At 61.4% G+C, this 23,601-nt stretch carries 16 protein-coding genes; 6 read left to right on the top strand and 10 right to left on the bottom strand.

Annotated elements, in window-relative coordinates:
- Nucleotides 1-57 precede the first annotated feature (57 nt).
- Nucleotides 58-1,179 carry a PDZ domain-containing protein gene (locus FYK55_RS26635; protein WP_150079680.1) on the bottom strand — a complete coding sequence of 374 codons (1,122 nt, stop codon included), beginning with the start codon at nucleotides 1,177-1,179 and terminating at the stop codon, nucleotides 58-60.
- Between the two features lie 320 nt (nucleotides 1,180-1,499).
- On the opposite strand from FYK55_RS26635, the gene FYK55_RS26630 reads away from it, so the two are divergent.
- The gene (locus FYK55_RS26630) at nucleotides 1,500-3,227 is read left to right on the top strand and encodes a cation:proton antiporter (RefSeq protein ID WP_150079679.1); all 1,728 of its coding nucleotides are present in this window, start codon (nucleotides 1,500-1,502) and stop codon (nucleotides 3,225-3,227) included.
- 2 nt (nucleotides 3,228-3,229) lie between these two features.
- Here FYK55_RS26630 and FYK55_RS26625 read toward each other — a convergent pair whose 3' ends face one another.
- The 6 genes from FYK55_RS26625 to FYK55_RS26600 all read right to left on the bottom strand — a co-directional run bounded on the left by FYK55_RS26625 (nucleotide 3,230) and on the right by FYK55_RS26600 (nucleotide 11,553).
- A complete protein-coding gene (locus tag FYK55_RS26625) occupies nucleotides 3,230-5,239 on the bottom strand; it encodes a hypothetical protein (RefSeq protein ID WP_150079678.1) in 2,010 nt (669 codons plus the stop codon).
- A gap of 349 nt (nucleotides 5,240-5,588) precedes the next feature.
- Entirely contained in the window at nucleotides 5,589-6,581 is a 993-nt protein-coding gene (tal, locus tag FYK55_RS26620; protein WP_150079677.1) for a transaldolase, read from the bottom strand.
- Between the two features lie 135 nt (nucleotides 6,582-6,716).
- Nucleotides 6,717-7,835: a DNA polymerase III subunit beta gene (gene dnaN / locus FYK55_RS26615; protein ID WP_150079676.1), complete on the bottom strand. Its 1,119-nt coding sequence runs from the start codon at nucleotides 7,833-7,835 to the stop codon at nucleotides 6,717-6,719.
- Between the two features lie 628 nt (nucleotides 7,836-8,463).
- A complete protein-coding gene (locus FYK55_RS26610; RefSeq protein WP_150079675.1) occupies nucleotides 8,464-9,555 on the bottom strand; it encodes a DnaA/Hda family protein in 1,092 nt (363 codons plus the stop codon).
- A 115-nt stretch (nucleotides 9,556-9,670) separates the two neighbouring features.
- Nucleotides 9,671-10,849 carry a cysteine desulfurase family protein gene (locus FYK55_RS26605; RefSeq protein WP_235909008.1) on the bottom strand — a complete coding sequence of 393 codons (1,179 nt, stop codon included), beginning with the start codon at nucleotides 10,847-10,849 and terminating at the stop codon, nucleotides 9,671-9,673.
- Between the two features lie 5 nt (nucleotides 10,850-10,854).
- Nucleotides 10,855-11,553, bottom strand: a complete 699-nt coding sequence (locus tag FYK55_RS26600; RefSeq protein ID WP_150079674.1) for a hypothetical protein — start codon at nucleotides 11,551-11,553, stop codon at nucleotides 10,855-10,857.
- Nucleotides 11,554-11,619: 66 nt separating this feature from the next.
- Here FYK55_RS26600 and scpB point away from each other — a divergent pair, with 66 nt between their 5' ends.
- A complete protein-coding gene (gene scpB, locus FYK55_RS26595; RefSeq protein ID WP_235909007.1) occupies nucleotides 11,620-12,432 on the top strand; it encodes an SMC-Scp complex subunit ScpB in 813 nt (270 codons plus the stop codon).
- Nucleotides 12,433-12,462: 30 nt separating this feature from the next.
- Nucleotides 12,463-12,867: a hypothetical protein gene (locus FYK55_RS29290; protein ID WP_161604771.1), complete on the top strand. Its 405-nt coding sequence runs from the start codon at nucleotides 12,463-12,465 to the stop codon at nucleotides 12,865-12,867.
- Between the two features lie 61 nt (nucleotides 12,868-12,928).
- Here FYK55_RS29290 and hemA read toward each other — a convergent pair whose 3' ends face one another.
- From hemA to FYK55_RS26575, 3 genes are all read right to left on the bottom strand, one after another.
- Complete coding sequence (gene hemA, locus FYK55_RS26585; RefSeq protein WP_315854092.1) at nucleotides 12,929-14,194, bottom strand: glutamyl-tRNA reductase; 1,266 nt, start codon at nucleotides 14,192-14,194, stop codon at nucleotides 12,929-12,931.
- An 11-nt stretch (nucleotides 14,195-14,205) separates the two neighbouring features.
- A complete protein-coding gene (locus FYK55_RS26580; protein ID WP_150079672.1) occupies nucleotides 14,206-15,039 on the bottom strand; it encodes a cytochrome c biogenesis protein CcsA in 834 nt (277 codons plus the stop codon).
- A 152-nt stretch (nucleotides 15,040-15,191) separates the two neighbouring features.
- On the bottom strand, nucleotides 15,192-17,789 hold the full coding sequence (locus FYK55_RS26575; RefSeq protein ID WP_150079671.1) for a ComEC/Rec2 family competence protein: 2,598 nt from the start codon (nucleotides 17,787-17,789) through the stop codon (nucleotides 15,192-15,194).
- Between the two features lie 254 nt (nucleotides 17,790-18,043).
- Here FYK55_RS26575 and FYK55_RS26570 point away from each other — a divergent pair, with 254 nt between their 5' ends.
- From FYK55_RS26570 to FYK55_RS26560, 3 genes are all read left to right on the top strand, one after another.
- Nucleotides 18,044-20,191 (top strand): prolyl oligopeptidase family serine peptidase, encoded by a 2,148-nt coding sequence (locus FYK55_RS26570; protein ID WP_150079670.1) that lies wholly within the window; start codon nucleotides 18,044-18,046, stop codon nucleotides 20,189-20,191.
- 676 nt (nucleotides 20,192-20,867) lie between these two features.
- Nucleotides 20,868-22,310 carry a nitroreductase family protein gene (locus tag FYK55_RS26565; protein ID WP_150079669.1) on the top strand — a complete coding sequence of 481 codons (1,443 nt, stop codon included), beginning with the start codon at nucleotides 20,868-20,870 and terminating at the stop codon, nucleotides 22,308-22,310.
- Entirely contained in the window at nucleotides 22,307-23,563 is a 1,257-nt protein-coding gene (locus FYK55_RS26560; protein WP_150079668.1) for a polysaccharide pyruvyl transferase family protein, read from the top strand. Before FYK55_RS26565 ends, FYK55_RS26560 begins: the two co-directional genes overlap by 4 nt.
- The last annotated feature ends 38 nt before the right edge of the window (nucleotides 23,564-23,601 follow it).

Below are 23,601 nucleotides of genomic sequence, written 5' to 3'. Positions count from 1 at the left end.
CCCGGAGGGAGGGTGAATTTTAGAAAAGCACGTCCCTTTCAGGCTTCGTGGCGCGCCTTATTCGTTCGACTTCGCTTCGGCGTCGCCCGACGCATCTGCATCGATAGCGGTCGACGCAGCGTCCGAGCCAGTTTCCGCCTCCACTTGTGCAGAAGCTTCTCCGTCGGTCCCGCCGGAGAGGCGGTTCATTTGTTGTTGCAACTGCTTCACCTCGTTTTGCAATTGCTCCACCTGCTCGCGCAGATCCGACATCGCCTGATCGGACGATGTCCCCGACGAATCGTCGTCGACCGCCGGCTTGGCGACACTCGTTCGGTCATTCGGGTCGTTCAATTGGGCCGTCAAGGTTTGCTTCTGGCCGTTTCTCATGATCGTGAAGCTGGCCGAATCCCCCGGATTCATCGAACGAATCTTCGACCCCAGGCTTTGAGGACTTTGGACGGCTTGGCCGTTGACGGCCATGATCGTGTCACCGGTTTGGAATCCGGCGTCGGCAGCGACGCTTTGCGAAACAACCTTGGATACCGTCACCCCCTGGCCGCTCGGCTGCACAGCCACGCCCAGCGTCGGCCCCGAGGACGATGAGGACTGCGTCATCGCCGTCCGCTGTCCCGTCGATTGAATGGAACCGCTTGTCGTGCCACGATAGATTCGTCCGCCTCGCGAATCCACTCGATACAACCGCCCGTTGGCGTCTTCGCGCCAAACGATGCCTTGATTGGCACTTCCGGATCCTTGATAGATCGTCCCTTGATTGGTCGTTCCCGTTTGTCCGCTGGCATACACGCGTTGCCCACTACCATCGCGATAGTACAACCGGCCGGCGGTGTCTTGTTGCCAGGTTTGTCCCGTCGTCGGAGCACCGTATTGTTGGTTGTAGTAGCGCTGCTGGTCGCGAAATTGCGTTTGCGACGGTGTTTCCACGGCCGACTGCAGCGACTCATTGATCCCGCCGCGGATGGCGTTTTGTGGTGACTGGCCACCGATTGTTCCACGGAGTGTCTCATTGACGCCCCGCTCCACGGCCCGACCCAGGTCGTTGGTCTCTCCCAGGCCGCCCACCTGGGCCTGAGCGGTGCCAGCCAAGGCGCCACCGGAGATGGTCAAGACGACCGGAATGGCGATCGAGCGAAAAATGCGACTTCGTTTGTTTCTTAGCGACATCAACGTACGTTTCATCGGATGTTTCCTGTTGGGGAATCGAATAGCAATGCGGTGGGCCAACCAACACCCGCCAAAGGCGACGACGTCTTGTTGGACGCTGCGATGTCGGATCCGGCTCACCGCTTAGCCGTCTTCGCATGGCCGATGCCAAATGGAAGCGTCACGGCAAGAATCGCCAGCAAAATTCGCTCGGACGCCCACTTATCCGTCTCCGCGGCGATGCAATCCGTCGCTACGATTGCGGCACAGCCCGAACGCTTCTTTGCGAGCATTCGGTCAGCGCTCAAGCTGACGGTTTTTGAGACAGCGGGCCATCAACATTTTGGAACGTCCAGATGACCGCACTGCTCCTGCTACCGCTTGCCGTGGCCCAACAAGAAGTCTGGCATGGCTTGTTGGAAGTCCTGCTGTTGCTCGGGGCGGCAATGATCCTGGGGTCGTTGGCCGAACGGCTACGCCAGAGTGCCATCGTCGGCTACCTGATTGCCGGATCGATCATTGGCCCTGGCGCACTGGGGTGGGTTTCAAACCAACAGAGCATCTTTGGCATCGCGGAATTGGGAGTTGCCCTGCTGCTGTTCGCGATCGGTTTGGAGTTCTCACCGAAACGATTGATGGACTTGGGAAAGGTCCCCCTGCTGGCCGGGGCACTGCAGGTCCTCTTCACGCTGGTCGGTGGCGCCGCAATCGTCTGGCTGTGTGGCCTGCCGCTTCCCTCCGCGTTGGTGATCGGCGCCATGGTCGCGCTTTCCAGCACCGCCTGCGTGCTGCGAATCCTTTCCGACCGCGCGGAGATCGATAGCCCCTACGGCCGAATCTCCCTGGGCATCCTGCTGGTCCAGGACATTGCCGTGGTCCCCCTGATGTTGTTGGTGACGATCCTGAGCGATGGGGGCAGCCCCTGGATGATTGTCCGTCAGATGGCGGTCGCATTGGTCTCCGCGGCGTTGCTGATCATCGCGTTTTACGGCCTGTTCAATCATGTCGCCCCGCGGCTGCTGAGTCTGAAGTCGTGGCAACGAAACCGTGACCTGCCGATTTTGCTGGCAGTCGTCATGGCCATGGGATCCGCCTGGGTCGCCCATTGGCTGGGGTTGAGTCCCGCGCTGGGGGCGTTCGTCGCCGGCGTGCTGCTTGCCGTCTCGCCGTTCGCGGTACAAATCCGGGCCGACATCGAACCGGTCAAAACCATTTTGGTCACGCTGTTCTTTGCCGCGGTCGGCATGTTCGGTGACGTGGCGTGGTTGCTGCAGAACCTGGGACTGGTTTGCGGCGTGGTGTTGGCGATTGTCATCGGTAAAGGATCGGTCACCGCGCTCGCCACGCGACTCAGTGGGGGGCAGCCGCAGTTCGCGATCGCATCGGCCTTCTGTCTTGCCCAGGTAGGTGAATTCTCGTTTGTGCTGGCCACCATCGCTCGCGGTCTGGGCGACGAAGCGGGGCTGCTCTCCGACACCGCGTTTCGGGCGATCATCTCTGCCACGATCATCAGCCTGCTGATCACACCCTATCTGATCTCAATGGCACCTCATGCGGGCGCTCGTCTGGCACAGCTGGGCCGCAAGTCCGCGACGCCCAACCCGTTGGCGATCGCGACGGATGTCGACGATACCGACACCCACGCGTCGATCGGTCGCGAAGCGATCTTTGTCGTCGGCTTTGGACCGGCCGGTCAACGTGCCAGCGAGGACCTGATCGAATCGATGAAAGACCGTCTGGTCGTCGTCGATATCAATTCCGACAACGTCGCGATCGCTCGACGCTATGGCCTGGAAGCTCACATCGGCGATGCCACCCAAACCGAAATCCTGGAACATGCCCGAATCAGCCGTGCGGCGATCGTGATCATCACCGTGCCCAGTCCCCTGACCGGCCGCAAGCTGGTGCACCTGATCCGCTACCACGCTCCGGATGCGATGATCTTTGCGCGAGCGCGTTACCACATTCATCGTTGGCAACTCGTTCAAGCGGGTGCGCACGTCGTGGTCGACGAAGAAGATCGCGTCGGACATCAACTTGCCGAAGATGTCCAAGCCGCACTCCGGCAGCAAGGCGGCGAATGAGCCTAACCGGCCCTTCGCTCAACGTTCGAATGATCCAACGCGAATTGCACCACCGGATAACTTGTCGTTGTCGGTCCGACACTTTTGGCTTCTTCCGCGATCAATACTCCGGTCCAGCGATCGATCAACGATCCACCCCGATTCCGCGTCGCCTGACGCACGCTCAGCCGGTTTTCCGCTTTCTCTGGTTGATTGGTCACCGGAATCACCGCTGCCATCAGACGATGCCAGGGACCGACCATCCGCCGAGCCGCTGCCAGCAACGTGATGAAACGATCGGCTTGCCGCAACATCCAGTGTTCCGTTCGGGAATCCGCTCCCCCGTACACCGGCAGGTGTCGACCGACTCGGGCAGCCATGTCCCGGATCAAGAATGACGATGCCGCTCGGTTCGAGCTCCACATTTGCACGGCAAAGGCCGACGAGCCCAACGTGGGAATCAGTCCGACCAACAAGGCCTCGCCGTGCGGAACCCGTTGCCTTCGATGAATCCACAGACTGCTTAGGGTGATAAGGGTCCGCAACGCCGGAAGGATCGCGAAGGGGATCAACGCGTATCCGATCCAGCTGCCTGTCGCCGCCATCGTGACACCGCCAATCTTTAACGGCGCCAGAAATGGCGAAATCCCTTTGGCGGCCAAATGCATTGCCATCCCACGGGCGTAGATGCCGACTTCCGCTTCGTGAAAACCTTCCGCAAGCCGAGTTGCTTCGTTAACGGTCATCCATTCCCTGGATACCCAACGATCAATCCACCGCCCAACCAGTCTGCGACCCACCCAATCCTGGTAAGTGCGACTGCCGATCAGGCAACTCACCTGCCAAATCCGACGACGTCGCTGGTCACGATCGACAACAAATCGATGCAGCGCTGCTGGACTGATCCAAGACATCAGCGTGTGCATCAAGAACCAGGGTTGCGACACCGAATTGGACGACCCGATCCGCCCGGTATTGATCCAACTTTTCTTCCGCGACTGACGGTACAGGTGGTCGACACGTCGACGGTATTCCCCGCATCCGGCCCAACGGACCAGCCGACGTCGTGACTTTGTGTTTCCCGCCAATCGTTGCAACCAGCGGCCGCTCGAAAACGGGATCAATCCCATGCACCAGATCAACGCGAACCATGCGAGGTGGCTTCGGACCTTTCGTTCGGCCTGTCGATCGAGAACCTGCTGACGCTTCCACCGCGAGATCAGTTCGCGACGATAGAGTGTTCGGCGGCGGGCCCGCATCCACGACCACGGTTGCCGGAACCACGCGACTTCCGTCGCCTTCCAGCGACGGGTATGGAAGATCAGGGATTGCACATCGGACCGTAGCGCGAACGCCTGCTTGTCACAGCCGTTCGCCAGCCAATGGGCAGTCAAACGTTCGCTTTGTGCCCGCAATCGCGGAACATCCAAATCATCAAACGGAAATGCCGAACCGCGCAGCCAAGCATCCTTGAGGTATCGCGGCAGCAGCACGGCCGGGATCCCCGATTCCAAATCGATGATCTGGTAGCTGGCGTTGTGCACCAACTCGGGTGAGTCATTTGACTCGTCTCGCAAAACACGAAGACCACGACGGGGAATCAACAGGTTCGCCGTCGAGACGAGAGCCGCGGGCGCCACTTGCCAACCCGATCCGGTCAGACCGAACCGGACGAGTTCTTGCTCCACGTCGCTCATCTGGCGGATCAGCGCCGGCAGTTCACCCTCGGCCTGGTCGTCATCCCGCTGAGCGTCAAACCACCCCGCACCGCTGACGGCGTCCGGTTTTGGCCCCCGACCATCTACCCAGCGGGCGGCCAACACCCAAGCGCCATCGCCCCGGTCGTAGCGTACATACAACGGCGCGGCGACTCCGACCGCTGAATCGATCGACCGCAACAATGCCGCGGCGACCCGCCGTCGATAGAAACACGCGACTGCCGCGTGACGGTTATTTTGGTACGCAAACGGTGCCGCGAATGCGATTCGATAGATTGCCCGGGTCAAACGACCGGGCGAGAAAACCTTTTCCACGCAGCGACAGCGTCGTCCATCGGACCAAACGGCATCAACCAATTGTGCCGTCGCCGCCCGTCCCCGGCCCAGTACACGAACGACACTGATCCGCTCCGGGACGTCGTCGTGGCCTGTCGATCGGGACCCGCTGGGTACGCCGTCAGTGGTTGGAAGAGGTTGCAAGGATCTGGAGCCCGTGTCGATCGGCATGCATCAAGAACAAGAACATGAAGAAATGGTTCAGGTTCTAACTAGATGCATCGACTGCTGGCCGTCAATTGCAATGCAAAGCTTTGCACACGATCGTTTGATGAGACCACCGCCACCCGCTTCTGGCTCAAGCGGGCGATCCTTGCTATCAAAGCTTTCAAGCGACCAGCGCGTCGATCTTCTCGCGGACCAAGTCTTCCAGCTTCCGCATGTCCGCGGCGAATCGCCGGATGCCCTCGGCGGTCTTCTCGGTAGCCATCGCATCCTCATTCAGAGCGAACCGGAAAGATTTCTCGTCCAGATGAATGCGTTCCAGGTCGACGTCTTTGGCGGCTTGTTCGTCCAGCCTTTTCTCGATCGGTTCGGTCGCCGACTGGAGTTCACCCAGCAGCGAAGGACTGATCGTCAGCAAATCGCAACCGGCCAGTTCGATGATCTGACCGACGTTCCGGAAGCTGGCCCCCATGACTTCGGTCGGATAGCCGAACTTCTTGTAGTACTGATAGATCTCCTGGACCGATCGGACACCCGGATCTTCGGCACCGCTGTATTCCTTGCCCGTTGATTTCTTGTACCAGTCGTAGATCCTACCAACGAACGGCGAGATCAATTGCACCTTGGCATCGGCACAAGCGATCGCCTGGGGCAGCGAAAACAGCAGGGTCAAATTGCAATGAATCCCCTCTTTCTGAAGCTGTTCGGCCGCCTGGATGCCCTCCCAGGTGGAAGCGATTTTGATTAGCACGCGGTCACGGTCGACGCCGCCGGATTCATACAGATCGATCAGACGCTTGGCCAACTCGATCGTCCCGGAGACGTCAAAGGACAGCCGGGCGTCGACTTCGGTAGAGACCCGGCCGGGCACGATATCCAGAATCTCTTTGCCGAACGCGATCAGGATGTGATTGATCACGCTGTCGACGCGTTCTTGGCCGGACAGGCTCCCGCTGGCGTGATCTTCGACCGCTTTCTCGATCAGGTAGCTGTACTGTTCTTGCCCCGAGGCTGCCAGAATCAGCGAGGGGTTGGTCGTCGCGTCCTGCGGCTGATACTCGCGCATCGATTCAAAGTCGCCGGTATCGCAGACCACCGTGGTGAATTGCTTGAGTTGTTCGAGCTGATTCGATTTGGATCCGGATGCGTTATTCACGGTTTTGGGTCTCTGGCGAGGAAAGCTCAGCGAAAGGTTGGTTCAACGACTCTTGTTCACCGGCGACGGCATCGGTCGTGCCATCAGGCGTCCACCGCTTGATGGTACTCTTCGGGTGTGCAAATCCGAAGCCAATCAGCGATCGCGCGCCATCGGCATGATCACGTAGGCGTAACCGTCTTGGGTGGTCATCAACGCCGGAGACGATGACGATTCGATTTCCATTTCGAACGGCATCTCCCGATCCAACACCTTGCAAAAGTCCGCAAAGTATCGGTGATCCATCGTCAGCGTGATCGTCTCTCCATCATACGCGATGGGCAGCTCGATTTGGGATTGTCCGATGTCTTTGGTGCTGGCTTCCAACTTCATCGTGCCATCGCCGAAGGTGAAATCGATGCCACGGCTGTCCTGATCGGTGACGATCGCCGCTTGTCGGAGGGCGGCAAAAACCGGTCCGACGGTCAGTTCCAGCCGCACCGCGTCCTCTCGCTGTGGCAACACCTGGCGCCAATTCGGATACCGGCCTTCGACCAGTCGGGAATAGATGACCGCCGATTTGGTCCTCAGCAACAGATCACTGGAGCGTGCCGCGACGTCGACGGTTTCGTCATTCTCATCGACCGCTCGCTCCATCAGCTGGATCGCTCGCGTCGGCACGATCGTATTCGTTCCGCTCGTCTCGTGGCCGCCGACAGATTCGGCTTCGCCTTCCATCTTGGCCAGACGCCGTCCGTCGGTACCGACGGCGGTGACAGTCCCATCGGTCATCTCCAACAAGACACCGCCAAGCGCGAAGCGGCTGTTCTCGGTGTCCGTCGCGAACACCGTGCGGCGGACCATGGAACGGAACAGCCGTGTCGAGATGACGTGGTACTTGTCCTCGTCAAAGGAAACGACTGGCGGAAATTCGTCCGGGTTGCTGCCGGGCAAGCGAAATCGACTGCGGCTTCCGCTGAGCTGAATCCCCGACTCATCGGTCTCCAGCGTCAAAGTCTCGTCGGTGCTCTCACGCAGGATCGCCATCGTGCGACTCACCGGCAGCAGTGCCGTGCCCTCGGTCTCGACTTCGACCCCTTCTTCCACTTCCAGACGGATCCCCACCTCCATGTCGGTGGCGGTCAACGTCAGCTTGCCACCGGAGGCGGTGACCTTCACATTCTGCAAGATCTCTTTCGGCGATCGGGCCGGTGCGATGCTGGCCGCGAGGGAGAAGGCGGCCGTCAACGGTTCTCGAGAGCACGTGATTTTCATGGAAGCTACGCAATCGACTTAGATGGAGCATGGTGGACGAGCATGTTGTAACGGAATCAGACGGTTTCGGTAGCGGACCTGAAGGACCGAGGCTGTCAGCCTGCGGATGCCTTCATTCTGATTAGTAATTTCTATTGATCGTCATCGTAATAACCTTCGCCCGGTGACGGTCAGTCGCGTTCATTTTCAAATCAAAACTCGTTTCCAGCAGGGCAGTTGCGACAACAGCGTGGCCGTGGAAAACAGGTCAGGCAGCGGTTCGTGCCCAGTCGACCAACGGGGTGGCGGCCGACAGTCGCCGACGAACCGTCGCGGCGGCACACGACGGTGGCCACTCGACGCACACGACCCGCTGACGACAGCCGGACGGGTTTTCCACGGGATGAAAACCCGGAAAAAACCAGGTGGATGACCAGTCTCGGCGGGCAGATCGCTGCTTCATGCCCTCGGGGAGGTCAGAAACGGACGCGAATGCCAAGCACGGGTGACTCCGTGGGAGCCCCCTCGTGTCGTCGCAAAGCTGCTCTGTGACGTTCCCGTAGTGACCTTCCCGCAGAGCGGATGAGAGAAAGAACCGGCAAGTGGAGGCACCGATGTGCCCGCGGGAACCCCATGCACCCTCGGGATCTCAGACCGCCAGTTTTTCCGTCGCTTCTTGCATCATCCGGCTCAGATCACCGTCGTGTTCCAGCAAGCTTTGCGTCTTGCGGATCGCGTGCAAGACGGTGGAATGATCGCGGCCGCCAAAGTACTCCCCGATCGTATCCAGGCTGTGCGAAGTCAATTGCCGGGCCAGCATCATCGCCAGTGATCGGGCGCGAACGACCGACTGCTTCCGGGAACCGCTCCGCAGATCTTTGGTGCGATGGCCCCAAATCTTGGCCACGGTCCGGGTGATTTTGCCCAGGTCGACGTCATCATTGCGGCCCGCGGTATCGATGGCCGATTGCACGGCGGCGACGTTCGGCGTGGTCTCATTCATTCGGCCGAACAAGTCGACTTGTTTGATCGCGGCGTCCAGGGCGAGCGCGGGAAGCTCGGTGCGCAGTCCCGCATCAAGCAGTCCGATCAGGTCCTCGGAGAGTTCCACGCCCCGGAGCAAGGCGTATTCACGCAGCAGGGTTCGACGACTTTCTGGACCGGGGAATTGGATCGGAATCGTCAAACCGATGACGGACCGACTGGCCAATTGGGGGCGGATGCCGCGTGTTTCCGACGGCAGGCGTTGAGAGGTCAGAATCGTCGGTCGTCCGGCATCGACACGCCGTTCCAGCCGCATCGAAAGCTCGTCCTGGGCGGCACGCTTGCCGGCCATGGCGTGCAATCCATCCAAAACCAACACCGGAACTTCGTCGATCATCTCGCGGAGCGGCGGCAGGTCGTCCGCTGCAACGGCTTCGGCGTAATCCCGCGCATAGTCCGAACCGACCAGGTATTTGACCGCTCCGCTTTGTCCGCCCAATGACATGCTGGCGGCGCAGCGGGCGGCAAGATGCAACGCCAAAGCGGTTTTGCCGCAGCCGCTGGGACCGATCATTAGCACCGGTTGAGCCAGCGAGAAGGCCGCATCGCTCTGGCAGACAAACGCTGCCAGCCGGTTCTCGGGGCCGGCAATGAAGAGCGGCAGCGATGCCGAGGCGCGTTGCCGAGCCAGCTTCGCATCACGCATCCGCTGCCGCAGAAGCGGGCGCTCCAGCGGAAACGTGGTGAGATTCGGCAAGCTAGGCGAAACGTTCAAACGGGCACCTGCGCGTCGAGCGATCAGTCAAACTCCACCATTCTACCCGCTGGTTTTATTTTTCAAGCCAGTTTTCCACTTAGTTTTCCACAAAGAATCAGGTTCTTAACCTATTGTAAATCTTGCAGATACGGTCTGCTGCGGTGTCGATTTCGTCCTTAGTGGAAAAGCGGCTGACGCCGAACCGGATCGCCGATTCCACGGCCCATTCGGGGCATCCCATTGCTAAAAGCACGTGGCTGGGGGGGCTGCTGCCGCTGCTGCAGGCCGATCCACTGCTGCAAGCCACCCCCGCCATGTCCAACGCCATCAACATGGATTGGCGGTTCGTTCCGGGAAAAGAAACGCAACAAGTCGACGGCAGGCGCGGCTGATCGACGCCATGGATCACCAACCCGGCGATCTCCTCGGACAACCGGTTCTGCAGGCGATCACGGAGCTCGGCCATGTGTCGGCTGGCTTGCGGCAGATGCTGCACGGCCAATTCCAATGCTCGGGCCATGCCGACGACCAGGGCGACCGGTTCGGTCCCCGGTCGGGTGAGCAGCTGCTGCTCCCCGCCGTGAAGTTGAGGGCGGAGTGTCACGCCCGCCGCCAACCACAGACCGCCGACTCCCGCCGGCCCATGGAACTTGTGGGGGGCGAAGGAGAGTGAATCGGGTGTCCGGTCGTCACGCTCGGGACTTTCGAGCGAGAGCGGAAGTTTGCCGATCGATTGGGTTGCGTCGACGTGCAACAATGCACCTGCGTCGTGGCAGACGGCCAGGATTTCAGAGATCGGTTGGACGACGCCGGTTTCGTTGTTGGCGGACATCACCGCCACCACCGCCCCGTTGCCACAGGATTCCAACAGCGATTGCAGCTTTTCCACGTGCACGCGTCCGCCGGGAGAGACCGGCAACCGGTGCACCGTCCGCCCGGACCGTTGTTGTTCGGTCGCTACGGCCAGCACGCTGGGGTGTTCGATTTCGCTGACGATCAGCGGACAGCCGCGCTCGCCCAAACCGGCCAAGGCAAGATTATTCGATTCGGTCCCGCCGCTGGTCAGGATCAATCGGGGCCCACCGGGGACGGACAGGTCGCTCCCCAAGCAGCGTCCCATGCGTTGAATCGCGTCATCGATGCGTTCGCTGGCCGATCGTCCCAAGGCATGTTGGCTGGACGGATTGGCCGGCCCGCGGCGCATCTCCTCTGCGACCACCTCGATGACTTCCGGGTCCATCGCCGTGGTGGCGTTGTTGTCCAAATAGATCACGCGGGATTCTCGATTCGGCACGCGGGTCACGACTGCAGCGCGGCGAGCGCATCGGAGTCCGGGTAGTCCTGGACGGCTTCGCGTAGCAGGGCATCGGCCAAATCGGTGCGATCGGCCTCACGCATGTCCCGGATCAGCCCCACGTACTGGTCAATCAGCCATTGGTCGATGGCTTTGGGCAACGTGGCGTCATCGGCATGGGTGCGTCCCAATTGCATCAGCTCGGGGATCAACAGATACAGTTCCCGTTCAGCCAAACGCTGCACGACCGGCCACAGGACGGCGGCCCGTTTGGGGTGATCGGAGTTCCAAGAACTCCAAAACGGTCCGGAACTGTCGCGGACGGTTAGCTCATCGGTCAACAGTTGTCCCAACGCCGGCGTGGTGGTGGGGCCGCGGGACAGGCTGACCAGGTGCCAGGTTTCCGGCGGTTTTCCGCGGGGGACCTGGATCCAGGCGGAGGTGCGGATTTGACGCGAAGTGGCGTCGGTGACCATTTTTCGCCGCACCGGGGTGATTTGCAGATGCAGAAACGGAATCTCGTAAAAGGAAAATTCACGGGTCTGGAAATGGCTGGGCGCGAACTCGGTCCCCGAGACGTTGCCCTTGATCAGCACCAATGCGGCCACCAGCAACGTGCACAGGATCGAACAGACGATCACGACGGCACGGCGCGATTTGCGGCCTCCGCGCGATGATCCGGTGGTGGAAACGGAGGTGGACACGGGGTCTCCGAAGGGGGATGTTTGGGAAACAGATTCGTTTCATCGTTCACCGATCTAGTTTACGCCATGCGTTCGCGATCGTCCTCACTGCAACATCAACTCCAAGCCTTGGGGCGAAATCAGCCGCGGGGCGGTTGGCCGGACCGGGGTGTGGTGTCGGCGTTTGGGCGGCCCTACGGCGTGTTGGCGGGGGACGGCAACGGCGATCGGCAAGTTTCCGACCGGACCGATGCGGAGCAAGCCGATGCGGCGGATGAAGACCCGGTGATGCGGCGGATGCGGCTGGAGGCGGTGTTGTTGGTCGCGAAAACGCCGCTGAGCACCCGAAAGCTGGCCCAATTGGCTCACTTGGCGGACGGTACGGAGGCTCGTACACTTGTCCGCCGATTGAACCAGCTTTACGACGAACACGGGCGGGCGGTGCGGATCGAAAAGGTGGCCGGCGGATTTCGAATGTTCACCCGGGCGGCGTATGCCCCCTGGTTGGCGCGTCTGGGACATTTACCTGCAGCGGTTCGGCTATCATCGCCGATGATGGAGACGCTGGCGGTGGTCGCCTATCGGGGACCGGTCTCGCGTGCCGACATCGAAGCGGTCCGCGGTGTGGCCTGCGGCGAGTTGCTGCGGCAATTGATGGAACGTGATTTGATTCGAATTTCGGGGCGTAGCGAAGAACTCGGCCGGCCCTATCTTTACGACACCACCCGACACTTCCTAAAACTTTTTGGCCTGCCCACCACCGATGCCCTGCCGCCGATACAGTGGGAAGCGCTGCAAGAAGATCGTCAGCCTGCCGATGATGCGCCCCAGCCTCCGGCCACGTCGATCGAGCCGTCGGTCATTCCTCCCGAATCTGTTGACCCAGAACACTCGACCTGAAAAGTTTTGACATCTACGAAGGAGTCAGTCGTGAGCCGTGTTGCTTTCGCATCGGTCGTCCCCGCCGCCGGATCGTTCCCCACCGATCCGTACGCAGCGGATTTGTTCGACGTCCCGCCGTTTCCCACCGCCTTGCTTGAGCCGCTGGCGGTCATCGAAGACGAAGAAGACGACCTGTACGAGGGCGACTTCGAGGACGATGACGAAGACTGGGATGACGTCGATGACGAACTCGATGAAGATGAGGACGACGACGACGAAGAACTCGACGACGATGAAGACGACGACTGGGAAGAGGTCGACGACGAGGAGGACGAGGACTTCGAAGAAGAGGACACCGAGGACTTCGAAGAAGAAGACGACGACGAGGAAGACTGGGACGACGACGAAGACGACTGGGAAGATGACGACGAAGAAGAAGACGACTGGGATTGATCGTCGTCCCCACTTCGATTGCTGTCGCCAGACGTCACACCGGCGTCGCTGCTGCTGCGGTTCAGTCGCTCAGATGAAACAGCTCGCGTAGCGCTTCGACCAGGCCCTTGCGGTGACCTTCGGCCGCATCGGTCTTCAGCGATGACAGCGGCGGGTGCAGCAGTTTGTTGACCAGTCGGTCAAGCGACTTCTCGATTTCCTTGTTGATCGCCGGGTCTCCGCCCATCGATTGCAGCTTCGGTAGCAGCCGCTCCAGTTCGTCTTGCTTGATCTGTTGAGCGTGTTCGCGGAGTCGTTTGATCACCGGCCCCGTGGCCCGGTGGTTCAATTCCGCCAAGAACCGTTGCGTTTCGTCCGTGATGATCCGTTGCGCTTTGGGCCACTCCTTTTCGCGTTCGTGTCGGTTCCGCTGACACGCCGCCTGCAGATCATCGATCTGGTACAGGTACAAGTTGCTGAACTCGTCCAGCGCCGGATCGAAGTCACGTGGGACGGCCAAATCCAAGACCAGCAGCACACGGTCACGACGCTTTGAACGTAACTGGGCAAACTGGTCGCGGGTCAGAATCGGATCGGTGGCCGCCGTCGTTCCGATCAACAGGTCGGCTTGGACCACTTCGTCCAACAGCGTTTCCCAGCGGCCGAACTGCACGCCGAACGCGTCGGCCAGGCCGCGACCCCGTTCCTCACTGCGGTTGAGCACGACGATGTTGTTGGCGCCCGCCTGCTGCAGGTAACGCAACGTTTCTTCACCCATCTCCCCGGCCCCGCACAGCACGACGCGTTTGTCGACCAGCGAATCGAACACTTCCGGAACGACTTCGCCGACCGCGACGCTGGGGACGCTGACCCGGCGGCGGTGGATCGCGGTTTCCGTTTGCACCCGCTTGGCGGCCCGGTTGGCGGCTTGGAATACGGCGTGCGTCAGCGGACCGGCCGATCCGGATTGGCACGCCAGATCGTACGCCTGCTTGACCTGCGACAGGATCTGAGACTCGCCGATGACCATGCTGTCCAGGCTGGCCGCGACCGTGAACAGGTGCTCGACGGCATCGCTTCCGCTGCGGTAAATCATCTGTTCAACGACGTCGTCGGCGCTCAGGTGGTGCTGATCGGCCAGAAACTCGATCACGGCGTCGCGGTCCAGCGTTCCGTCGTCATCGGCGCTGGTGTACAGCTCCGTGCGATTGCAGGTACTCAGCAGCACCAGCTCGCCGTTGGGAAACTTTTCGCGAAACGCCGACAGCGCCGCGCTGACCTGCTCGCTGGTGAACGAAATCTGTTCGCGGAATTCGACAGCTGCGTCGTGGTGGCTGCAGCCAATCATCTGCAGCTTCATCAGCTCACCCCGTGCGCGCTATAGATCACACCGACGAGGGCCAAGACCAGAAAGCCCAGGCTGGCCAGCGTCAGATAGAAAGCCTTCCGTCCGCGGCTGGCCGGTGAATACAGAAACTCGGTCGCCGTGGCAGCGACCAGCCACAGGAACAGCACCAGGCTGAGCAGCACGCCGCCCTCGGTCCAGTTCACCCGGCCGTGCTCGTTCAAGTTCAAGATGACGCCCGCCACGACGCCGATCGCGACCGACGTGGTGCTGGTCACCAGGGCTCGCCGGTTGGCACGATCCAAGGTTTCCAACGTCGGCAGTCGAAACGTCTTGGATCCGGCCCGCTTGTGTTTCAACCGCCACGACTGCACCAGGTACATCACGCCGGCCAGGAAACCCACCAGCACCGCCCCGGTGCCGATCATCATCGCCAGACCGTGGATCGAGCGCCACACGTTGACCGCTTCGCTGCGTGAAAACGGCGCCCAGCCGCCAGCGAAGATCCCCAGTCCGATCGTCAACAGGATCAGCGGCAGGAAAAAGAAACTGATGATCGTGTCCGGCCGACGGAGATAGGCGATCAAAAAGCAAATTGCCAAGCCCAACGCCAACAGCAGCGACCATTCCGCCCAGCTGGATAGCAGCCCACGATCGTCTTCCAGACCCGAATCGAGCGCCCGCAGGAACAGGTAGCTGATGTGGGTAAACAATCCGATCACCATCATCACCACCACCGCGGGCGTTCGGAATCGGAACGAACCGATCAGCCGCGACAACTCCAGCAGCAGGGCCACCACGTAACTGGAGAAAAAACAGGTCACGGAGATCTGGCGAAGGATGTCCATGAAAGGGGAATCAGATCCGTAGGGGGGAAAGGCGAGGGGATCGGTGGCGGTTGGCCGGTGTCAGCCGGCGCGATCGCTTTGGTGGGTTCCTCAATCGTACACGTCGGGGCGAAAAAGTCACCGCGTAATCAAGGTTTGCCGGAGCCGGTCGGCTACCAGGGATGGTCGTGCCAAGTGCGGATAGCGATTTTACCGGTCGGACCGATGCGAACCCGCACCGCGCCCGAGGTTGCCGTCACGCGGACCCCGCTGCCGGTGAACGACAACATTTGTTCCACTTCCGGTCGACCGGCGCGGTCGCCGCCGCTGACCACGGTCTCCGCCGGGCGGACCCAGGCCAGTACCAAATCGGCACCGCTGGAGAGGCTGCCGTGGTGCGGCGCCATCAAAACTCCACCCGCGCCAGGTCGCGGTGTGGCTGTCAGCCGCTGCGTGCCCGGAGGTTCCAGATCGCCGGGCAGCCACAGCGTCGTCCCAGCGTGCTGGAAACGCAGCACCAAACTGTTCGCGTTGTCGCTGCCACCGACTCCCTCCGGTGGTGGATGCAAAACCGAAAGGCCGCGACGACGCAGCGCCGTGTCCAACTGGCCCGCGGCCACTTCCTGGACCGGGGTGCCGTGCCGACCGATCGCCGCGCGGAGGTTCCCGAGGGCCGGTTCATCGGTCTGCAGCAGACCCGGCGGGGTGATCACACGGCCAACGGAGAAACGATCCAGGATCGCGGGCAAGGCGTTGTAGTGATCCGCATCGGCGTGCGACAGAAACACCGCATCCAATCGCGTGACACCGAGCTGCCAGAGTGCGGTGTCGATGTCGCGACTGCTGCCGTCGTGGTTTCCCAACCGCCCGCAATCGTACAGAAATACGGCATCGTCCAGGCGGACAATCACGCTGGTTCCGTGACCGACGTCGATGAAGGTGGCCTCCAGGGTGTTCGTCGGCAGCGGGGCCGGACGGGTCGCGATCAGCACCGCCGCGACCGTCCATCCCAGCACCCAACCGCCGCGCCACCACAGCGCCCGTCGCGTCCGCAGCACGAGCGACAGGGCCAAAACCACGTAGAACAAAATCACCGCCGACGTCGGCGGTGACGGCAACCAGAAATGGCCTGCTGGCCAGCCCCGCGTCCAGTCGATCACCCACCACATGCACCCCAGCGCCCCGTGACAGAGCGCGCCGGGAACCGCAGCCAGGGACGAACTGATCGGATCGATGATCACCACCAACACGCCCGCCGGCAACGCCACCATCAGACCGCCCCAGACCAACACGTTCGTCGCGACGCTGACCAGGGAAATCAAATGGAACTGCGACCACACCAACGGCAAGCTGACGGCCGTCACGCACCCGCTCAGCCAAGCCAATTGCGCGAAGAACCGCAACACCGAGCGGGCGTAGACGACCGCCGGATTGGAAGCCGAATCAAGCAGTGATTGGAACCCCTGCTCTCGCTTGCGGTCCAGCTCCGCGGCGATGGGATCCGCAGCGATGGAGCGTCCGGCAAGCATCAGCGTGATCACCGCCAGGAACGACAGGTGGACTCCCACGGCGAAGACGTTGGCCGGGTTCAACGCAATCAGAATCAGCGCCGCGATGCCCAGTGTGTTCAGCGGTTGAGAGGGACGTCGCAGCACCGTCGATACCAGCCAAAGGGAAATCAACACGGCCGCCCGAAACACCGGCGGCCGCCCCCCGGTCACCGCAACGTAAAGCGCGCTGATTGACAGGATGATGCACAGCCTTGGCAACCCTGTCGTCCCCGTTCCGGAAACGATCCAGTTGGCGACCAGCACGATGATCGCCAAGTGCATCCCACTGACCGACAGCAGGTGCGCGGTCCCGGTGGCCAGCAGTGCTTCGCGGGTGTCCCCACGGACGAATTCACGTTGGCCGATCACCAACGCCAACGCTAACGGGCCGGTCCGTTCATCCGTGTGACGCAGCAAAGCCTCGCGCCCGCGCGAGGCGATTGCTGCAACGATTCGCCCCGGAAGGTCGTTGGACCGAGCCAACAGGCGGATCGCCGCCCGGTCATCGGTTTCGATGCGGCCATGCAGACCTCGGCGTCGGTACATCGGCCGCAAGTCAGGTTCGCCGGGATTGCTCGGTCGTGGGAAGGGCTCCAGCCAACCGTAAACCTCCAATCGGTCACCGGGGTGAAAATGACTGCGGTCGCCTTCGGCGTACACCAACACGTTGCCGGTAACCGGGCGAAAGCTGTCGCCATCACGACAGAGATCGACCCGCAGGTTCAACTGGCTTTGCCAAGGAGAAACCGATCCCACCGGACCGAAACGGGCAATCGGGTTGGCCCGCACACTGACGGTCCGACGCAACCGGCCGCGCAACACCATCGGACGGGCAGAACCGTCTTCCAACCACCGCTCCAAGGAGGCGGAATCATGCGCTTGTCGACACCAGGCGTGCCACAGCCCAAAGCCGCAACAAATCAAAACGGCCGTTCCGGCCCAAAAGAATCCGTGTCGCAAACGTGGGCTGCGAACGGTTCGAGCTAGTACCGCAGGAACCGCCAGGGCGGTCAAAGCGATCAAGCCCCAGTGACAGAGGTGCCAACCGAAAGGATCATCGTGCAAGGAGTCCAGCACCACGCCCGCCGCCGCACACGCGGTGAACAAAACGAACGGGTAGCGATGAAGCGGACGCTTCCAATCAAAATCCGGCCGCCCCAGCGCCGCAACTCGCACCGGAACCGATCGGTCCCGCCACTGCCCCTGTCCTTCGTGTCCCATTTTGCCCCTCGCGACCGCTGCCCTTTCGGTCCCGTCTTATCTCCGGCCCAGGATACCCGATCGCGACGCCGCCGAGGGTGACGCCGCCGAGGGTGAGATGGACCGCCGTGTTGCAATCGTTCGAGCCTTTTCCGCCCCCTGGTCGTCGTTGTCCCGATCCGCCGACCTGTTCGGCCGCCAAAAATGCCACAATGGTTCCGAGAAAAACAGTGGCGACGGTGCCGCTGCCGAGTCCACCCAACGACGATTCGAACATGAGACGACCGACGATTCGATCCGCCGCCGCGGCCCTGTGCCTGCTGGCTTGCCCCCTTTCCGTTCCCGCTCAGACCGTTTCCGCTCAGAACCGTGCCGATCCGTTGAAATACCCCGAAACGAGAACCACCGACGTCACCGATGATTACCACGGAAATGTCGTCGCCGACCCCTATCGCTGGTTGGAAGACACCGAAAGCAAGGAAACCGCCGAATGGGTTGCGGCCCAAAACCGTGTGACCGAAGCCTACCTGGAATCGTTGCCCCAGCGGGAACCGATGCGGAAGCGTTTGGAACAGCTTTGGAACTACGAGCGTTACGGGCTGCCTCGGCCGCGCGGCGAACACTACTTCTACACGCACAACGACGGCTTGCAGAACCAGAGCGTGATGTACATTGCCGATTCGTTGGAAGCCAAACGTCGCGTCTTCATCGATCCGAATCAGTTCAGTGAAGACGGCACCGTTGCTTTGGCCGGGACCGCCATCACCGACGACGGCAAGTACGTTGCTTATGCGCTCGCCGATGGTGGTAGCGACTGGCGAACGTGGAAGGTCCGGGACGTCGCCAGCGGGAAGGACACCGACGACGTTGTCCGCTGGGTGAAATTCAGTTCCGTTGCGTGGCTGCCCGACAACAGCGGGTTTTTTTATTCACGCTACAGTGAGCCGGTCGAAGGCGCGGAATTGACCGGAACCAATGAAAACCAGCGGATGTACTTTCACTCGCTGGGATCGGACCAGAGCGAAGACGACCTGATCATCGAACGTCCCGATCATCCCAAGTGGGGATTTTCGCCGATCGTGACCGATGATGGTCGCTACCTGGTGGTTCAAAACTGGAAGGGCTCCGAACCGAAGTCGCAGGTGTTCTTTAAAGACCTGCGGCGTCCGGATGCGGAAGTCCAACCGCTGATCACGGGATTTGATGCGGAATACGACTTCGTCGCGTCGGTCGGTGACACGATGTATTTCCTGACCGACCATGAAGCCCCGCGGCGGCGGATCATCGCGGTCGACACGAATGCACCCCAGCGTGATCAGTGGCGGGAAGTGGTCGCCGAATCGGAGGACGTGATTCAATCGGCCAGCCTGTTCGATGAAACGTTCTACGTCGACTCGCTTCGGGATGCCCGCAGCCGCGTCACTCGCCACACCATCGCCGGTGAGCTGATCGATGAATTGGCGTTGCCGGGTGTCGGCAGCGTGTCCGGATTCGGTGGGCGACAAGACGCGACCGAAACGTTCTTCAGCTTCACAAATTACGTGACACCGGGGGCGATCTACCGTGTCGACCTGAGCGACGGATCAACGTCGCTGTGGCGACAGAGCGAAATCGCCATCGACGTCGACGCTTTTGTCACCGAACAGATTTTCTGCACCAGCAAGGACGGCACGCGGGTGCCCATCATCGTCACCCGACGCAAGGACAGCAAATTGGATGGAACCAATCAAACACTGTTGTATGCCTATGGCGGTTTCAACATCTCGCTGACGCCGTCGTTCTCCCCGGCCAACGCGGCCTGGGTCGATGCCGGCGGGGTGTACGCGGTTGCCAACTTGCGCGGCGGCGGTGAATACGGACGGCAGTGGCACGAGGACGGCATGCGGCTGAAGAAGCAGAACGTCTTCGACGACTTCATTGCGGCGGCCGAGCATCTGGTGCAGGCCGGGTACACCACCAAGTCGCGGTTGGGGATCCGCGGGGGCAGCAACGGGGGACTGTTGGTCGGAGCGGTGATGACGCAGCGTCCCGACCTGTTCGGTGCCTGTTTGCCGGCGGTCGGCGTGATGGACATGCTTCGCTATCAAAAGTTCACAATCGGTTGGGCCTGGGTGACCGAATTTGGAAGCAGCGATGAAGCGGACCAGATTGAGAACTTGTTGTCGTATTCACCGCTGCACAACTTGAAGCCGGGGACGTGCTATCCCGCCACGTTGATCACGACCGCGGACCGGGACGATCGCGTCGTGCCCGGCCACAGTTTCAAGTTTGCCGCGGCGTTGCAAGCCGCCCAGGGCTGCGAGAATCCGACGCTGATTCGGATCGAAACCCGAGCCGGCCACGGCGCCGGGACGCCAGTCAGCAAGCGGATCGAAGAATACGCCGACCTCTGGGCCTTCTTGCAAGCAAATCTGCAAGATTGAACCCAAGCGAACGAACCCAAGAACCCAAGCGAATGGGGACAGAGCACTTCCGCGCGGGATGGGGACAGAGCACTTGAGTTCGAAACTTCGTCCGTTGTCTGTCGCCCCTTCGGGACAAGCGAACGGGGACAGAGCACTTCCGCGCGGGATGGGGACAGAGCACTTGAGTTCGAGACTTCGTCCGTTGTCTGTCGCCCCTTCGGGGCTGGTGCTTGAGTGATGCTTGCAACCGGGGTCCAAGGACCCCGGCAGGGAGCTGTCGGGCCTCCGGCCCTTCCGAGCGAGTGGGGACAGAGCACTTCCGCGCGGGATGGGGACAGAGCACTTGGGTTCGAAACTTCGTCCGTTGTCTGTCGCCCCTTCGGGGCTGGTGTTGGAGTGATGCTTGCCAACCGGGGTCCAAGGACCCCGGCAGGGAGCTGTCGGACCTCCGGCCCTTTCGAGCGAACGGGGACCGAGCGAGTGGGGACAGAGCACTTGAGCGCACTGGGCCTTCTTGCAATCAAAGCTGAAAGAGAAGGATTCAAACGGGGACAGAGCACCTGAGCGCGAGCTCAGATTGTTCGGCTTTTGGTCGTTGGGTGTTCTTGAACCGTCCAGACTGCTCTGTCCCGCCGGGGGGCGGTTTTGGTACGGATAGCGGGCGAATGATCCCTCCCCGCAATCGATTCCGCCGATGACACCACCGAGTTCCGGCAGCCTGTCGCCCACCGGCGATTCCACCCAACCGACTCCGCGATCCCCCGCGGTGCTGCCAGCCGTGACCCGCGGGGCCACCGCAGAAGAGAATAGCGGTACCGCAGTGCGCGCAGTCCAAGGCCGCGAAGGCGGTCCGGAACTGCGAACCGACACGTCGCATCGGCAACGGGAGCACGCGCTAGAAGGCCAAGTTCCCCCCGGTCAAAGCCACAGGCCCGATGCGATCGCGGCCGAACGGGCGGCATCCACCGCGTCTGAACTGCCTCGCCACCCGTCTCCTGCTCCGCCCCGGAACTCGACATCTGGTCAAGGCACGAACGCTCAGCCGCGGCCGCCGCGTCGCAGCCTGGTTCGACGAATCAAAGAGCGGTGGCGGCGCCGCTGGCTGGACCTGGCGTGCCGTTGGCGTCCGCTGTCTGGTTTGCACTGTCTGATTTCCGGCGAACTATCCCGCGAGGCTCAGGCGATGCTGCGGGGCCGGCAGCGGCATTTGATGCAGTTGGAAGAGGCCGGTGGCGAAGCCGTCTTGTTTCAGTTGCGTCGCAACACGCACCGGCTGGAAAAGGGATTGATCATGCGACCCCGTCGACCCCAATTCGCTTTGGACTACATCGCCGAGACGGTCGCTTCGTTCGAGCAGTCGGTCGCTGATGCGACGGGTGGCAAGGAAGTTTCGCCGGGGCAGCAGGACGATTGTCAGACCCTGCGATGGGCCCGAGACGTGTTGGGCGATTATTTCCGCGTGGTCCGCCGGGATGCGATGCTGGACGGCCTGTTCGATCGCTACGACGCGGCTCGACAGCGATTTGACGACTCCCTCCATACGTCCTCGGAAGCCCACGCGTTGACGCCCTACCGTCGCGACCTGCAACCGTTGGGCGTCTCGATCGATGACTTTGAACGTTTAGCGTGGCGGCGACGAAGCGTGCGTTGGTACCAGCAGCGCCCGGTACCGCGCGAGGTCATTGATCGTGCGATCCGAATTGCTGGACTTTCGCCCAGCGCCTGCAATCGGCAACCGTTTCAATTCCGTGTCTACGACGATCCGGCGTTGGTTCAACGCATCGGCGCGATTCCGGGTGGCACCGCCGGCTTTGCCGAAAACTTTCCGGGCCTGGTGGTCCTGGTCGGGCAAATGCAAGCCTTCCCGCTCGGACGCGATCGGCACGTGATCTACATCGATGCGTCTCTGGCGGCGATGTCATTTCAGTACGCGTTGGAGTTGCAAGGTGTCGGCAGCTGTTGCATCAACTGGCCCGATGTTGAAAGTCGAGAACGTCAGATGGCCGAAGCCATCGGTTTGGCCGGACACGAGCGCGTTGTGATGTTGATTTCGTTTGGCTATCCGGACCCCGACGGAATGGTCCCCTGCTCTTCCAAAAAACCCCTCCACTCGATCCGTAGTTACAACCAGCGATGATGATCGAACTCTTCGGCGGCAACTTTCAGAACTTCGGCGCCCAGTTGATGTTGCAGACGACCGTTCACCGCTTGCGGACGGAGGATACGTCGTTGCGATTGGCAATGGAAACGGGGAAAGCCGACACCTTCGCGCGTCGCGCCCCGCTCGGGTTGGAAGCGGTTTATCCGCCGGAGCACAAGTGCGGCTCGGTGCGAGGCCGCGTCGTTTGCGGCGCGTTCCGGCTTCCCAAAGTTGCCCGCCTGATCGACCGCTTGGGAATCCATCCCCCACGACGGATGTCCGGATTGGTGGATCTTTCCGGATACCGGTTGGGCGATAAATGGGGACCACGTCCAGCCGAGCAATTGCTGAAGAAAGTCCGTCGCTACCAGGAAGAAGGCAAACCGGTTGTTTTTCTGCCGCAAATGTTTGGCCCCTTTGAACAACCACGCGTCGCGGCCGCGAGCGCGGATCTGCTGCAACGGGCCGATCTGGTTTTTGCCCGCGACGAAGACTCTTTGGCAGCGGTTCGCGACCTCGGTGTCAGTGATCAAACCAGCTTGCTCGCACCGGACCTGACGATTTCCTGTGCGGTCCAACCGATCGCATTGCGGCAGCGTCCCTACGTGTGTCTGGTTCCCAACGAACGTTTGCTGGACCGGGGCCAAGCCGCTTGGAAAGAAGTGTACCTGGACCGACTGGTCCGAGCTGCCGAGCGAGTGTTGCGGTCCGGCCGCGAATTGGTTGTGTTGCTCCACTCGCGTGACAGCGGTGATCGACGCTTGGGTCTGGAGATCCTCAAGCGGTGTGAAGCCTTCGCCCCCGCGGTTTCGCTGTGCGACCACGACGACCCGGTGTATTTGAAAGGCGTCATCGCCGGATCCGAGTTTCTGGTCGGATCGCGATTCCACGCCATTGTCGCGGCACTGTCATCCGGCGTGCCCGCGGTGGCACTCGGCTGGGCCCACAAGTATCCGATGTTGTTGCGGGATTTTGGGACGCCGGATTTGATCCACGGACCCAACGACACGCCGCAGCATCTGGACGGCTTGGTGGATCGGCTGATCGATCCGAATGAAAGCGCCCAGGTGTCATCGGTGTTGAACGCGAAACGCGAGATCCTGGTTGGCCGGAGCGAAGCAACCTGGCGCAAAACGCTGGAATGTTTGGGCGTGACGCCGGCGGAATCTGCCGAGCCGGTGTTGTCGGAGTTGGAGTCACGGCAAGCATGTCCACCGACCGACGAACGCTGGCGACGGAAGTCTGCCTGAGGATTGCGCCCGGAAGTTGCCACGGGTGCGACCGATCA

The sequence above is a fragment of the Roseiconus nitratireducens genome (genome assembly GCF_008629675.1).
GTDB lineage: Bacteria > Planctomycetota > Planctomycetia > Pirellulales > Pirellulaceae > Stieleria > Stieleria nitratireducens.
This window is presented reverse-complemented; position numbering and strand designations above follow the sequence as displayed.